Source organism: Amycolatopsis sp. DG1A-15b (assembly GCF_030285645.1).
Lineage (GTDB): Bacteria > Actinomycetota > Actinomycetes > Mycobacteriales > Pseudonocardiaceae > Amycolatopsis.
This window is the reverse complement of record NZ_CP127296.1, coordinates 7713443-7728026: the sequence shown is the minus strand read 5'-3', so window position 1 is coordinate 7728026 and position 14584 is coordinate 7713443. Positions and strand designations below refer to the sequence as shown.

Sequence of the window (14584 nt, the reverse complement as noted above, 5' to 3'; positions counted from 1 at the left end):
TGTGCATTCGTGCCCGAACACACCGGCGAAACCCGCAACGAGCAGCTCACACGCAACATCGGCGAGCTCCTGCAGGAACTGCGCGTCGCGCAGGCCGGGGTGCAGATCCTCTTCGGCTTCCTGCTGTCGGTCGTGTTCACCGACCGGTTCCACGACGCCAGCGGGTTCGAGAAGTCGCTGCACCTGTCCGCGGTGGCGCTCGCGGTGGCGGCCACGGCCCTGCTGACCGCGCCCGCGGCGTGGCACCGGCTGCTGTTCCGCACCGGCAGCCGGGAACGGATCCTGACCGTCGGCAACCGGCTCGTGCTGGTCGGGCTGGTCTGCCTGGCCCTGGCGATCACGTCCACGGTCGCGTTGATCGCCAAGGTGGTCTACGGCTGGATCGCCATGGTGATCATGGCCGTCCTGTGCCTGCTGATCTTCGGGATCCTGTGGTTCGTCATGCCCTTCCGGCTGCACCCGGACGCTCAGCCGACGGGCCCGCCCAAGTAGCGCGTGTCCTCCTGGACGAAGCAGAGCGGGTTGCCGAACGGGTCGTCGGCGTAGAAGGAGCGTTCGCCCCAGAACTGGGTCTCGATGGCGTCGTCGGCCCAGCGCGGCCCGGCGGCGCGCACCCGCTCGAACGTCTCCTCGACGTCGTCGACCGCGAGGTAGACGATCCGCGGGTCCCGCTGCTGGCGCGGCTCACGGTGTTCGAGCGGCGCTTCGACGCAGGCCAGCACCACGCCGCCGCAGGTGAAGTAGTGCCGGTTGACCGCGATCCGCTCGCCGGGGGCACCGAAGACGGCCGTGTAGAACGCGACGGCGACCTCGATGTCGTCGACGGGCTGGATCAACCGGAACACCCGCGGGCCGCTCATGCGGGCACAGTACCGCTGTTCATCCCGTGTTCGGCAGCAGTTGCCGAGGTGGTCGGAAGCCGCCCGTAGCTTCCCGCCCGTGACTGACACTTCTCGCCGGACCTTCCTCCTCGGCGCACCGGCCGTCGCCGCCGCGGCGACCCTGCCGAACGTCCTCGGGGCGCCGGCCGCCCAAGCCACCGGCCGGCACCGCCCGGACCCCGAAGATCCGCGCTTCACGCTCGTGGTCATGCCCGACACGCAGTACCTGTTCGACGAGGACCGCGGCGACGCGGCCCCGCTGGACGCCTCGCTGCGGTACGTCCTCGACGAAGCCGACGACAACGTTGTCTTCCTCGCCCACCTCGGCGATCTCACCCAGAACGGCCGGGCGGACGAGTTCGCCCGCATCAGCCGGTCGTTCCAGGCGCTCGACCGCCGCCGGTTCCCGTACAGCACTCTCGCGGGCAACCACGACATCGACGGCTCGAAGGACGACCAGCGCGGCCCGTCGCCGTACCTCGACGCGTTCGGGCCGCAGCGCCAGCGCACCTCCCCGACGTTCCGCGGCGCGACGAAGGACGGCTACAACAGCTACCACGTCTTCCGCGGCGGTGGCCGCGAGTGGCTGCTGCTCGCTCTCGACTGGCGGCCCTCGGCGGGCGGCTTGAACTGGGCGAAGCAGGTTCTCGCGCAGCACCCGACGCTGCCGGCCATCCTCACCATCCACGAGCTGGTCTGGGCCGACGACGACCACCAGGCGCAGTTCTCGACGTTCGGCGAGCACGTCTGGCAGGAACTGGTGCAGGGCAACGACCAGATCTTCCTCACCCTCAACGGCCACTACTGGCCGACCGGGCGGACCGTCCGGAAGAACGGCGCCGGCCACGACGTGCACGTCCACCTCGCCAACTACCAGGACCGCTACTACGGCGGCAGCGCGATGGTCCGGCTCTACCAGTTCGACCTCGCGCGCGGCGTGATCGACGTCCGGACGTTCTCGCCGTGGCTCGCCGCGCAGGACCACCTGAGCGAGCTGCAGCAGGTGGAGGTCGAGCGCAGCGGCACGGCCGACTACTTCAGCCTGGAGATCGACTTCGCCGAGCGCTTCGGCGGCTTCGCGCCGGTGCCGGTCCCGCCCGGGCGGCCGGCGAAGCAGCTGCTGGTGCCCGGAACCGTCGCGTACTGGCGGTTCGAAGGCGGCCAGGACGGCAAGGCGGTGCCGGACGACGTCGTCGTGCGCGACCAGACCGGCCGCGGCAACGACCTCACGCGCGTCACCGCACCCGGGAGCGGGCCGGACGCGTTGAAGTACTCGAACGAGTGCTCGCCGCGGCAGCCGTCGCGCGCGAGCCTGCGGTTCGACGGCGGCCGCGATCCCAGCCGGGGCGCCTACCTGCGCACGGTCGACGCGGCGCCGATCAACAAGCTGAAGTTCGAACGCGGCTACACCGTCGAAGCGTTCTTCCGGCTGCCCGCGGACTTCAAGGACGGCCACCACGGCTGGTGCGGCCTGTTCGCGCGGCAGGGCAGCGGCGCGGCCGCGGGCAAGACCGGCGACGACCCGCAGGAATCGGCGGCCACACTGTCCCTTTCGGACGGTGGCGAGCTGCAGTGGGCGGTGTACCCGCTGAACCAGGACCGGACCTCGACGAACTGGGGCCACGAGCTGCCGGTCGAAAAGTGGTGGCACGTCGCCGTGGTCAACGACGGCCGTCGCACGACGATGTACGTCGACGGCTGCCCGGTGGTCCGGAACCCGGCCACGCCCGCGGTCGGGCTCGCCGATCCGGGCGGTTCGTGGCTGGTCGGTGCCTCGTCCTACGGCGGGAAGGTCGACCGCAGTTTCGCGGGGTTGCTGGGTGACGTGCGCGTGGTCGACCGGCCGCTGAACCCGCGTGAATTCATGCTGGGCTGAGACCCTTGACAGCGGGTGGACAATAAAAAATCGGCGCGCTCTTCGAAACAACAGAAGAACTCGCCGAACCTGATAAGAGTCTAACCGCTGTGAGGGGAACTTGTCAAACCAGGGGTACGACGAGGAATTGCGGGAAGAACGGGCCTACGTCGCCGCACTGTACGAGCGGCTCGACCGCGAACGCGCGGCGGCGCAGGCCCGGTACCACGGTGCACTCGGGCAAACCGAGGTGACGCCGGGGGAACGGGAGACCGACGTCCGGTGCCGGTCGCGGGAGGCGGCCCGGCTGGACGTCGCCGACAACGGTCTGTGCTTCGGCCGGTTGGACGCCCGTTCGGGCGAAACCAGCTATGTCGGCCGGGTCGGGTTGTTCGACGCGGAAAACGACTACGAACCGTTCCTGCTGGATTGGCGGGCGCCGGCCGCGCGGCCGTTCTACGTGGCCACGGCGGCGCGGCCGGAAAACCTGCGCCGCCGCCGTCAGTTCCACACGATGGGCCGCCGGGTCCTCGATTTCACCGACGAAGTGCTGCTGGGCCTGCCGGGCGACACCGAACGCGGGGACGCGGCGCTGCTCGCGGCCGTCAACGCGCCCCGCGGCGAGGGCATGCGGGACATCGTCGCGACGATCCAGGCCGAGCAGGACGAGATCATCCGCCTCGGCCACGCGGGGGTGCTGGTGGTCGAAGGCGGCCCGGGTACCGGAAAGACGGCCGTCGCCCTGCACCGGGTGGCGTACCTGCTCTACACCCGGCGTGAGCGGATGTCGCGCAGCGGCGTGCTCGTGGTCGGGCCGAGCCCGCTGTTCCTCGACCACATCGGCCGCGTGCTGCCGTCGCTCGGCGAGACGGACGTCGTCTTCCTGACCACTGGCGACCTGGTGCCCGGGCTGCGCGTCACGGCCGAGGACCGGCCGGAGGTGGCGCGGCTCAAGGGATCGCTCGAGATCCTCGACGTGCTGGCCGCCGCGGTCGCCGACCGCCAGCAGGTCCCCGCTGAGCCGGTGCCGATCGACCTCGGCGACGTCACCGTGGCACTCGACGCCGAACTCGTGGCCCAGGCTCGGCTCGAGGCGCGCGAGACCGGGCTGCCGCACAACGCAGCCCGCGCGGTCTTCCGGGAGCGCGTCGTGGCGCTCGTCGCCGAGCGCGGCGTGGCGAAGATCGGCGAAGGCTGGCTGACACGGGCGGACCGCGGGTTGTGGGCGGACCTCCGCGCCGAGGTCCTCGAGGAGCTGGCGGAACACGAAACTTTCGAGACCGCCCTCGACGAGCTGTGGCCGTACCTCACGCCGGAGACGCTGCTGGCGCCGCTGTACGAGTCTCCGCGCCGGCTCGAGGCCGCCGGGGCGGACCCGGCGTTGTTCCGCGCGGACGGCGCGGCCTGGACCGTGTCCGACGTGCCGTTGCTGGACGAGCTGACCGACCTGCTCGGCCGGGACGACACCGCCGAACGTGCCGCCGCGCGCCGGCGGGCGGAAGCCGAGGCCGAGTACGCCTCCGGCGTCATGGAGCTGATGAAGCTGGACCGCGAGGAGCTGGACGAGGACGTCCAGCTGGTCGCCGAGGACCTGCTCGACGCCGGAGACCTGGCCGGGCGGTTCACCGAGCGCGATCCCCGCGACCTGGCCGAGCGGGCGGCCGCGGACCGCGACTGGACGTACGGGCACGTCGTCGTCGACGAGGCCCAGGAACTGTCCGAAATGGACTGGCGAGTGCTGATGCGGCGGTGCCCCAGCCGGTCGTTCACGATCGTCGGCGACCTCGCGCAGCGCCGCTCGGCGGCGGGGACGACGGCGTGGGGCCCGGTGCTCACGCCGTACGTCGGCGACCGCTGGCTGTACCGCGAGCTGACCGTGAACTACCGGACCCCGGCGGAGATCATGACCGTCGCGGCCGCCCTGCTGGCGCGGTTCGCGCCGGACGTGCGGCCGCCGGAATCGGTGCGCGCGTGCGGGGTCCGGCCGTGGTCCAGACGAGTGGCGGCCGAGGAGCTGTCCGAAGCCATCGACGACTTCGTCCGCGACGAAGCCGGCCGCGAAGGCACCAGCGTCGTGCTCGGGCCGCCGGGGGTGCCGGGAACGATCCCGGCCTCGGCGGCCAAGGGACTGGAGTTCGATGCCGTGCTCGTCGTCGAGCCGGAGCGGATCCTGGCCGCGGGCCCGCGTGGCGCGGCGGAGCTCTACGTCGCGCTCACGCGCGCCACGCAGCGCCTCGGGGTGCTGCACCGGGATCCGCTCCCGGCGGCGCTGACCGGCCTCGTCGAGGCCGGGGTGCCCGCGAGGTCCGGGCACCGGCGATTCCTGTAGGGAACGGGGGTGGCGGGCGGCGACGCCCGTCATCCCCGGCCGCTACGCCGTGAGCCGGCCCCAGGAGTAGTTCTGCTTGGCCAGCTTCAGGTACACGAACAGTTCGGTCCCGGACACGCCCGGGATCTTCCGGATCTCTTCGCCGAGCACGTCGAGCAGGTGGTCGTCGTCCCGGCAGACCAGTTCGGCCAGCAGGTCGTAGCGCCCGGCGCACAGCACGACGTAGTGCACGTTCGTCAGCTCGGCCAGCTTGTCCGCGACTTCCCGGGGATCGACGCCGTCGACGTTGATGCCGACCATGGCCTGGCGCGTCAGGTCCACATTGGCGGGGTCGGTCACCGCGACGATCTGCATCAGGTCGTCGCGCAGCAGCCGCTGCACGCGCTGGCGGACCGCTCCCTCCGAAAGCCCGACCGCCTTGGCGAGCGCGGTGAACGAGGCCCGGCCGTCCTTCTGAAGCAGGTCGATCAGTGATCTGTCCGTATTGTCCAGCGCGCGCGCACGTGATTCGTCACCCATGCCGTCCCTCCCTGTGTTTCGGCATGTGATTTGTCAAGTGCGCAGCGTATCGAGACCTGCGGAGAAAGCGAGCCCTCCGGGGCAGCTTCGCGCGATTCGACGTGCACGCCGCGCTCAGCCGAGGAATCGGTGGTCGAAGCCGAAATCGACAAGGCTTTCCGAGGCGGTTTTGTGCGCCCGCGCACAGCCGGACCCGCGCACCCGCCCACGCCGGGTAGCGTCTGGCCGCTCGGTCGTACCGGCAACCCCCGTCTCGGCAACCCAGGAGGACCAACGCATGTCGGAGGCCGTGGCGCTCGGCGCCCCCGCAGTTCCCGCGAAGGGACTGCGCGCCGGCGCGCTGGGCATGGTGTCGTCGATGGTCATCGGGATGTCGTCGACCGCACCGGCGTACTCCATCGCGGCCACGCTCGGGCTGATCGTGCTGGCGGGCACCGGGTTCAAGGCGGCCGCGTTCGTGCTGCTCTCGTTCGTCCCGGTGCTGTTCGTCGCCTTCGCCTTCCGCGAACTGAACACCGCGGAACCCGACTGCGGCACCAACTTCACCTGGGCGGCGCGCGCGTTCGGCCCGCACGCCGGGTGGTTCACCGGCTGGGTCGTCACGGTCGCGCAGCTGCTGGTGATGAGCAGCCAGTCCGCGCTCACCGGCCGGTACACGCTGCTGCTGTTCGGCGCGTCCGGAGCGGCGGGCAACCGGTGGGTGACGACGGCGATCGGGGCCGCCTGGCTGCTGGCGCTGTGCTGGCTCTGCCACCGCGGCATCGAGGTGTCCGCGCGGGCGCAGTGGATCCTGCTCGGCGTGGAGCTCGCCGTCCTGGTGCTCTTCTCGGCCGTCGCGCTGGTCCGCGTCTTCGACGGCACGGCCGGACCGCAGGCGTCGGTGCCGCGGCTGGACTGGCTGTGGCCGGGCGGGGTCTCGGCCGGCACCGCGGTTTCGGCGGTGCTGCTGGCCGTGTTCATCTACTGGGGCTGGGAAAGCTCGCTGTCGGTCAACGAGGAGTCGGCCGACCCGCGCCGCGCGCCGGGGCGGGCCGCGGTGCTTTCGACGGTGTTGCTCGTGCTGAACTACCTGCTCGTGACGGTCGCCGCGCTCGCCTTCGCCGGGATCGGCACCGACGGGATCGGCCTGGGGAACGCGGCCAATTCCGACGACGTCCTGGCCGGCCTGGGCGGCGCGGTGTTCGGCGACGGCGGAGGCGGCAAGATCCTCGGCGTGCTGCTGATCGTTTCCGTGCTGACCAGTGGCGCGGCCACCAGCCAGGCGACGATCATGCCGGCGGCACGCACGACGCTGTCGATGGCCAGCCACGGTGCCCTCCCGCCCGTCTTCGGGCGCGTGCACCCGCGGTTCCGGACACCCACGGTGGCGACCTGGGCGTTCGGGCTGGTCTCGCTGGCCGTGTACGTGCTCCTCGCGCTGGTCAGCGACAACGTGCTGGCCGACTCGGTGGACGCGGTCGGGCTGACCATCGCCATCGAGTACACGATGACGGCGCTGGCGTGTGTGTGGGTGTTCCGCCGGACGCTCTTCGCGAGCGTGCGCAACTTCGTGCTCCGCGGGCTGCTGCCGTTCACCGGCGGCGTGTTCTTCCTGGCCGTGCTGGTGTTCGCGCTGGTCGAGTACGCGCGGCCGGACGCGGGCGAGACGACGGTGTTCGGCATCGGCGGCGTCGCGGTGATCGGCGTGGTGTCGATCGTGCTCGGGGTGCCGCTGATGTTCGCCGTCCACCGGGCCTGCCGGGAGTTCTTCGCCGGCCGGCGCCTGCCGCGCGGGGTCGTGCCGCGCGGCGGCGACAGCATCGTCAGCTGAGGTCGCGGCGGCTGAGGTCTTCTTCGGTTTCGCGGCGCACCAGCAGCGTCGCGACTCCGTTGCGCACGCCCACCAGCGGCGGGCGGCCGACCTGGTTGTAGTTCGACGCCAGCGAGTGGTGGTACGCGCCGGTGCACGGCACGGCCAGGAGGTCGCCCGCGTGCAGGTCGGCGGGCAGGCTGATGCCGTCGGCGAGGACGTCACCGGCTTCGCAGTGCCTGCCGACCACGGTCATCGGGATGCGCTTCGCCGTCGAACGGCGCCCCACCAGGCGTGTCGTGTACCGCGCGCCGTAGAGGGACGGCCGTGCGTTGTCGCTCATGCCGCCGTCGACCGCGACGAACGTGCGGCTGCCGCGCTTGACCGCGCACACGCGGTAGACCGTGATCCCGGCGGGCCCGACGATCGCGCGACCGGGCTCGATCGTCAGGCGGGGCAGGGGAAAGCGGTGTGCCGTGCACTCGTAGGCGAGCGCCACGCGCAGGCGCCGCGAGTAGCCGCCGAGGTCGAACGCGGGCTCGCCGCCGAAGTACGGCACCGCGTGCCCGCCGCCGAGATCGAGCTCCCGCAGCGTGACGCCGTGGGTGTCGCGGATCCGGACGAGCACCTCGGCCATCCGGCGCGCGGCCGCTTCGTACCGGTCGACGCGCGAGACCTGCGACCCGATGTGGCAGTGCAGGCCCTGAAGCCGCAACCCGGGTTGCCTTCGCACGGCTTCGACGGCGGCGTCGACGTTGTCCGGAACCCCGTCAAGGAGCGAGAAGCCGAACTTCTGGCCTTCGGTGCCGGTGCTGATGGCGGCGTGCGCCCCGGCCGCGACGCCCGGCGTCACCCGGATCATCACCTGCTGAGCGCCGTGGGCGAGCGCGCCGAGCTGCTCGATCTCGTCGAGCGAGTCGACGACGATCCGCCGGACGCCGTAGCCGAGCGCGGCCTTCAGGTCCTCAGGCGTCTTCGCGTTGCCGTGCAGCAGCATGCGCTCCGCGGGGAAGCCGACCGAACGCGCGACGGCGATCTCGCCGGCGGAGCAGGTGTCGAGCGACAAGCCCTCTTCGGCGACCCAACGCAGTACGGCCCGCGTGCAGAGCGCCTTGCTGGCGTACGCGACTTCGACGTCCGGCAGCGTTTCGCGGTACTCGCGTGCGGTCTCGCGGACCTGCTGTTCGTCGATGAGGTAGGACGGCGTCCCGAAGCGGGCGGCGAGGTGGCTGACGGGCGCGCCGGCGAAGAGCAGTTCGCCGTCCTCGCCGATTCGGGTGCTTCGCGGCCAGACTCCTGGCTCGAGGTGATCGGCGGCTTCGCAGCCGAGGCTGGGAAGAAGCTCGCTGAGTGTCACGGGTGCCTCCGGGCATCACGGCGGTTCGGATGTCGCCAGGACACCTCCGCGAGCGGCTCCGGAGATCACCCGTGAATGCCGTCCTGACGGCTTCCGGGCGCTCGCTGACGTCTTGTTAACGCGGGAGTAACATCGGCCACACCCCGGTTGACCTGCGCAGAGCGTCCGCGGGCGGCCGGTGGCCCGGCGCGTCGGCCGGGTCCGGTCAGTGCGCCCGGTGGTCCGCCGCCGAGCCGCACACGCAGCCGCGGTCGGCTTCCCGGCCGGCCGCCGTCGCGGCGCAGTAGCGGCGTGCGATCGCGTCGTGCGTGCCGACCGGGTGCGGGCAGTTCGGGCACTGCGTGCCGTTGCGGGGGACGTCCGGCGCGTCGGGCACCGGTGCCGTCACGGTGTCACCTTCGCCGTCCGCAGGGGCTCGCCCACCGCGTGGAGGTGCTGCAGCACATATCCGTACGAGCGGGCCCAGCCACACTCGGCGTAGGAGATGTTGTGCCGGGCGCAGAAGTCCCGGACGATCACCTGCGCGTGCTTGAGGTTCGGCCGGGCCATGCTCGGGAACAGGTGGTGCTCGATCTGGTAGTTCAGCCCGCCGAGGGCGAAGTCGGTCACCGGGCCGCCGCGGACGTTGCGCGAGGTCAGCACCTGCTTGCGCAGGAAGTCGAGCTTGTGCCCGGCCGTCAGCATCTCCATGCCCTTGTGGTTCGGGGCGAACGAGCAGCCCATGTACAGCCCCCACAGGAACTGGTGCACCAGCACGAAGATGATCCCGGTCAGCGGCGACAGCACGATGAACACCGCGGCGAGGTAGGCCACGAGGTGGGCGATCAGCAGCGCGGATTCGAGCTTGTGCTTGCGGACGTCTCCGTGCCACACCGCCTTCACGCTCGAGACGTGCAGGTTGAGGCCTTCGAGCAGGAGGAGCGGGAAGAACAGGAACGCCTGGTACTTCGCCACCCAGCGCAGGAAACCGCGCTTCTGCGAACTCTGCGCCTTGCTGAACGCGAGCGCGGCGATGTCGACGTCCGGGTCTTCGTCCTCGTGGTTGGGATTGGCGTGGTGGCGCGCGTGCGTGCCGATCCACCAGCCGTAGCTCAACCCGGTGAGTCCGCCGTGGACCAAGCCGGTGGCGTCGTTCGCCTTGCGGCTTTGGAAGATTTGCTTGTGCCCGGCGTCGTGGCCGATGAACGCCAGCTGCGCGAAGACCATCGCGAAGAACGCGGCGAGGAACAGCTGCCACCAGGAGTCACCGAGGTAGACGAAGGCGACCCAGCCGCCGCCGAACGCGGCGAGGTTGAGCCCCATCCGCACGGCGTAGTGGCGGCGTCGCCGCCGCAGCAGGCCCGCCTCTTTGATGAGCCGCGACAACTCGGCGAAATCACTGCCGGGCATCGCGGGAGTATCGGAAATTTGCGTGGAAGTCATCAACGCACCGCTCTGGGTAAGTCCTAAAGGCTTGTCCAGCAACGGTTTCCAGCCCTGACGGGGTCTGGGTCCGGTTCGGGAAAGGGCACTGGGGCCTGGTCGCGGTGGTACCGCGTCCTCCCCACAGCCTCCCATCCGGCGCTCTCGTTGGCAATTCCCCGCTGGCCATCGAGAAGGTGTAGAGTCGGCCACATCGGGATGACGGTGACCTACCGCACACCCCGAGACCTTCCGGCCGGTCTGATCGGCCGGGGACAGGAGCTGAAGCCGGGTTCTTGACCCGTTCGTCTTGCAGCCGTGCCGGTCGTTCGACCGGCGAGCAGCCGCCCGCAGTTGCGCACAGCGACGCCCGGGGCGCCCAATCAGGTTGCGGCAACGAGGTTTCGTGCCCGGAAGACACCCTGTCATCGGGTGGCTCGTCGACGAGCCGGGGTTCGGTACCACCGCCCCCGTCCCGCCGACGAGCCGCCAGTTACAAAAGCCCCCACGAGGAAAGCAGTCCGGTGAGCTGCTCCCGTTCGGGTTCGGTCAGCAGCCGGCTCGGCGGCCGGACATCGGGGCGGCACAGGCCCAGCCGGCCCAGCGCGTCCTTGACCACGCTGACGTTGTTGGCGTTGCCGTTGGCGGCGCGGAGTTCCTCGAACGGCCGGATCCGCTCCCAGACGGTCATCGCCGCCGGATAGTCCCCTGTGGACAGTGCGTGGAACATCTCCAGCGAGATCGCCGGGTCGACGTTCACCAGCCCGGACGTGAAGCCGGTGGCGCCGACGGCGAAGTAGCCGGGTGCCGAGAGCTCCGCCAGCCCCGCGATCCACACGAACCGCTCGAAACCCGCGTCCCGGGCGACCGTGCCGAACCGCACCGGGTCCGGCACCGCGTACTTCACGCCGATGACGTTCGGCGCCACCTCCCCGAGCGCGCGCAGCTGCTCACCGGCGATCGCCGGGTTGCGGACGTAGAGCACGACGCCGAGTTCCGGCACCGCGGCGGCGATCGTCGCGTGGTAGTCGACCCAGCCGTCGCCGGAGATGTACGGGTGCACCGGCTGGTGGATCATGATCATGTCGGCGCCGGTGTCCCGCGCGTGGACCGCGGCCCGCGTCGCCGACGCGACGTCGTGGCCGATCCCGGCGAGCACGCTCGCCCGGCCCGCCGCGGCTTCGACGGTGACCTCGAGGCAGTGCCGCGCTTCGCCCGCGTCGAGGGCGTAGAACTCGCCGGTGTTGCCGTTCGGCGTCACGACCTCGATGCCGCCGGTGATCAGCCGGTCCACCAGCTTCGCGTACGTCTGGCCGTCGACGGCGCCCTCGGCGTCGAACGGCGTGACCGGGATGGCCACCACCCCGCAAAGCCGCCGCCTCTGCTCCTCGAACGTCATCGGGCCCCCTTCGGATCGCCGGTCTCGGTGGTGCGTTCGCCGGGCAGCCCGAAGCCGACCCGGTCGATGAAATCGGTGATGTGCTGGCGCAGCAGGTGTTCGGTCTGCCGGGCGTTGCCGCTCTCGGCGGCGTTCAGGATCGCCCGGTGTTCGGCCGCTTCGCCCTGCCAGGTCGGGCTGATGCCCCAGCCGGTGACGGTGATCAGCGCGGCCTGGTCCCGCAGCCCGTCGAGGACCTCGACCAGCAACGGGTTCCCGCACCCGGCGTAGAGCGCGCGGTGGAACAGCCGGTTCGCCAGGCTGGCCTTCGCGCGGTCGCCGGCGGCCGCGCCGGTCTCGACCCCGGCCAGCACCTGCCGCGCTTCGCCGAAGTCCGCACCCCGCTCGACGGCCCGCCGGACGGCTTCGGGCTCGAGCAGTGCCCGCAGGTCGTAGACCGCGTACGCGCTCTCGGCGTCCATGACCCGGACCGCGGCCCCCTTGTACGTGCTCATCGTGACCAAACCGGAACCGGCCAGGATCCGCAGGGCCTCGCGCACCGGTGTCTTCGACACCCCGAGCAGGGCGCCGACCTCGGCTTCGACAAGCGTTTCGCCCGGCCCGAACTCCCCGCTCAAGATCGCTTCTTTGATCGCGTCGCGGACGAAATCCGTCCGTGAAACGGGCGGCGGCGGCCTCCGGGCCGAAGAAGTGCTCGCCACTGGCATGTCCGATCTGATATACGATGCGACATACAACATTATCACGGACCTAGGGAGCAGCCATGCAGCGTTGCACCGGCTTCCGATTCCGACGAGTGCTGCTGGCGATCGGTCTCGCCGTCGGTCTGGCGGCCTGCGGCGCGCCCGGCGGCGACGGCGGCCAGGCGGCTGATCCCCAGGCCGTCCCCGACAAGCCGGGCAAGCCGGTCGAGCTGAACATCCTCGACGTCGCGGGCAACCTGCAGCTCACCAAGCAGATGATCGAGAACTTCAAGGCCGCGCACCCGGAAGTGCTGGCGAAGGTCACCTATTCGACGGCACCCGCGCCGAGCATGGCGGGCAAGCTGAAGGCCGAGCAGGACGGCGGCGTCGCCCAGACCCACCTGGTGCTCAGCGGTACCGACGGCCTCTCCGCCGGCATCGCGAACGGCACCCTGGCGAAGGTCCTGCCGGACTTCTCGAGCCGGTTCCCCAACCTGATGCAGAACTACCTCGAGCCCGCGGCGAAGATGCAGGAGCTGGCCAACGGCTACGGCGTCGAGGTCGTCTACTACCCCTCGGGCCCGCTCCTGGAGTTCAACCCCGGCGCGGTGCCCGCCGCCCCGGCGTCCCCGCAGGAGCTGCTCGACTGGGCGAAGGCGCACCCGGAGAAGTTCCAGTACGCCCAGCCGTCGAACTCCGGCCCGGGCCGGACGTTCCTGATGGGCCTGCCGTACCTGCTCGGCGACAAGGACCCGAAGGACCCGGACAAGGGCTGGGACAAGACCTGGGCGTTCCTGCAGGAGCTCGGCAAGTACGTGAAGTACTACCCCTCGGGCACCACGGAGACGATGAAGAACCTCGCGTCCGGTGCGGTGGACATGATCACGTCGACCACCGGCTGGGACATCAACCCGCGCAAGCTCGGCACGGTGCCCAACACGGTCAAGACGGCGATCATGCAGCCGATGCACTGGGTCACCGACGCTCAGTACGCCCTGATCCCCAAGGGTCTTTCGCCTGATCAGGAGTCGGCGATCCTGCAGCTGATCGCGTGGATGCTCAAGCCCGACCAGCAGGCGATCGCCTACGACGACGGGTACTTCTACCCCGGCCCCGCGGTCAAGGACGTCACCCTGCAGATGGCGCCGCAGAAGAGCCAGGACACGCTTCGGCAGTTCGGGCGCCCGGAGTACGAGCAGTGGATCGCCCAGTACCCCAAGGAGACCTCGCTGCCCGCCGAGCAGCAGGTCAAGGCGTTCGACAAGTGGAACCAGCTGGTCGGCGGCTCGAAGGTCGGCAAGAAGTGACGTTCGGGCAGCTGCGGCTGGACGGCGTCTCGCGCAGCTTCGGCACCGCGAACGCCCTGCGTGGCCTCGACCTCGCCATCACGCGTGGCGAGTTCGTGGCCCTGCTCGGCCCGTCCGGCTGCGGCAAGTCGACGGCGCTGAACTGCCTGGCCGGCCTGCTGCCCCTGACCGAGGGCAGCATCTGGCTCGACGACACCCGCATCGACGGGCAGCCCCCGGAACAGCGCGGGTTCGGGATGGTGTTCCAGAACTACGCGCTGTTCCCGCACATGTCCGTCCGCGCCAACGTCGGCTTCGGCCTCAAGATGCGCAAGGTCGGCCGCGCCGAAGCCCGCCGGCGCGTCGACGAAGCGCTTCGCCTGGTCCAGCTGACCGAGCACGCGGCGAAGTTCCCCGCGCAGCTGTCCGGCGGGCAGCAGCAGCGCGTCGCCATCGCCCGCGCCGTGGTGCTGGAGCCGCCCGTGGTCCTGATGGACGAGCCGCTGTCCAATTTGGACGCCAAGCTCCGGCTCGAGATGCGGATGGAGATCCGCCGCCTCCACCAGACGCTCGGCCTGACCACGGTGTACGTCACCCACGACCAGGAGGAGGCCCTGTCGCTGGCCGATCGCCTGGTGGTCCTGCGCGAGGGTGCGGTCCAGCAGATCGGCACGCCGGAGGAGGTGTACGCCCAGCCGGTGAACAGCTACGTCGCGTCTTTCATGGGCTACCGCAACCTTTTGGACGTGACGGTCACCGGAACCGCGGGCTCTTCGGTCACCGTGGAAGGCGCGGGAGTCCGCCTGGCCGGCCGCGGCACGCTCACCGAGGGCCCCGCGAAGGTGGCGATCCGCCCGGAGGACTTCGTCGTCGGCGACGGCACGGAGAACGCCCTCGACGTGACGGTCGAGATCGTCGAGTACCACGGCCGCGAGCTGTCGGTCTCGGCCCGGCTGGAGACCGGGGTGCCGGTCTACTTCCGGACGGACAAGCGCCTCGCGCCCGGGGACACCGTCAAGATCGGTGTTCCCGCCGAGCGGGTCCTGGTGTTCGCGCCGTGACCGCGGCGACGATCGGTGTCGCTC

13 protein-coding genes are annotated in these 14584 nt (G+C 70.7%); 6 read left to right on the top strand and 7 right to left on the bottom strand.

The features are described 5' to 3' along the window. The first annotated feature begins 9 nt into the window (after window positions 1-9). Entirely contained in the window at window positions 10-492 is a 483-nt protein-coding gene (locus QRY02_RS35615; protein ID WP_285987170.1) for a DUF6328 family protein, read from the top strand. Here QRY02_RS35615 and QRY02_RS35610 read toward each other — a convergent pair. Further along, window positions 468-860, bottom strand: a complete 393-nt coding sequence (locus QRY02_RS35610) for a VOC family protein (RefSeq protein WP_285987169.1) — start codon at window positions 858-860, stop codon at window positions 468-470. The genes QRY02_RS35615 and QRY02_RS35610 overlap by 25 nt on opposite strands. A gap of 79 nt (window positions 861-939) precedes the next feature. Between QRY02_RS35610 and QRY02_RS35605 the strand changes: the two genes are divergently transcribed. Both QRY02_RS35605 and helR read left to right on the top strand, forming a co-directional pair. Next, window positions 940-2757 carry a laminin G domain-containing metallophosphoesterase family protein gene (locus QRY02_RS35605; RefSeq protein WP_285987168.1) on the top strand — a complete coding sequence of 606 codons (1818 nt, stop codon included), beginning with the start codon at window positions 940-942 and terminating at the stop codon, window positions 2755-2757. Between the two features lie 100 nt (window positions 2758-2857). Further along, window positions 2858-5065 carry an RNA polymerase recycling motor ATPase HelR gene (helR, locus tag QRY02_RS35600; protein ID WP_285987167.1) on the top strand — a complete coding sequence of 736 codons (2208 nt, stop codon included), beginning with the start codon at window positions 2858-2860 and terminating at the stop codon, window positions 5063-5065. A gap of 42 nt (window positions 5066-5107) precedes the next feature. Here helR and QRY02_RS35595 read toward each other — a convergent pair whose 3' ends face one another. Next, window positions 5108-5584: an Lrp/AsnC family transcriptional regulator gene (locus tag QRY02_RS35595; protein WP_285987166.1), complete on the bottom strand. Its 477-nt coding sequence runs from the start codon at window positions 5582-5584 to the stop codon at window positions 5108-5110. Window positions 5585-5861: 277 nt separating this feature from the next. On the opposite strand from QRY02_RS35595, the gene QRY02_RS35590 reads away from it, so the two are divergent. Further along, the gene (locus QRY02_RS35590; protein ID WP_285987165.1) at window positions 5862-7394 is read left to right on the top strand and encodes an APC family permease; all 1533 of its coding nucleotides are present in this window, start codon (window positions 5862-5864) and stop codon (window positions 7392-7394) included. Here QRY02_RS35590 and lysA read toward each other — a convergent pair. The 5 genes from lysA to QRY02_RS35565 all read right to left on the bottom strand — a co-directional run bounded on the left by lysA (window position 7387) and on the right by QRY02_RS35565 (window position 12231). Then, on the bottom strand, window positions 7387-8730 hold the full coding sequence (gene lysA / locus QRY02_RS35585) for a diaminopimelate decarboxylase (RefSeq protein ID WP_285987164.1): 1344 nt from the start codon (window positions 8728-8730) through the stop codon (window positions 7387-7389). The genes QRY02_RS35590 and lysA overlap by 8 nt on opposite strands. Window positions 8731-8935: 205 nt before the next feature. Continuing rightward, complete coding sequence (locus QRY02_RS35580) at window positions 8936-9118, bottom strand: RGCVC family protein (RefSeq protein ID WP_285987163.1); 183 nt, start codon at window positions 9116-9118, stop codon at window positions 8936-8938. Next, window positions 9115-10119 (bottom strand): fatty acid desaturase family protein, encoded by a 1005-nt coding sequence (locus QRY02_RS35575; RefSeq protein WP_285987162.1) that lies wholly within the window; start codon window positions 10117-10119, stop codon window positions 9115-9117. Before QRY02_RS35575 ends, QRY02_RS35580 begins: the two co-directional genes overlap by 4 nt. 505 nt (window positions 10120-10624) lie before the next feature. After that, on the bottom strand, window positions 10625-11530 hold the full coding sequence (locus QRY02_RS35570; RefSeq protein WP_285987161.1) for a dihydrodipicolinate synthase family protein: 906 nt from the start codon (window positions 11528-11530) through the stop codon (window positions 10625-10627). Further along, a complete protein-coding gene (locus QRY02_RS35565; RefSeq protein ID WP_285994007.1) occupies window positions 11527-12231 on the bottom strand; it encodes a GntR family transcriptional regulator in 705 nt (234 codons plus the stop codon). Before QRY02_RS35565 ends, QRY02_RS35570 begins: the two co-directional genes overlap by 4 nt. A gap of 62 nt (window positions 12232-12293) precedes the next feature. On the opposite strand from QRY02_RS35565, the gene QRY02_RS35560 reads away from it, so the two are divergent. Beyond that, entirely contained in the window at window positions 12294-13520 is a 1227-nt protein-coding gene (locus QRY02_RS35560) for an extracellular solute-binding protein (protein WP_285987160.1), read from the top strand. Further along, on the top strand, window positions 13517-14560 hold the full coding sequence (locus QRY02_RS35555; protein WP_285987159.1) for an ABC transporter ATP-binding protein: 1044 nt from the start codon (window positions 13517-13519) through the stop codon (window positions 14558-14560). Before QRY02_RS35560 ends, QRY02_RS35555 begins: the two co-directional genes overlap by 4 nt. The last annotated feature ends 24 nt before the right edge of the window (window positions 14561-14584 follow it).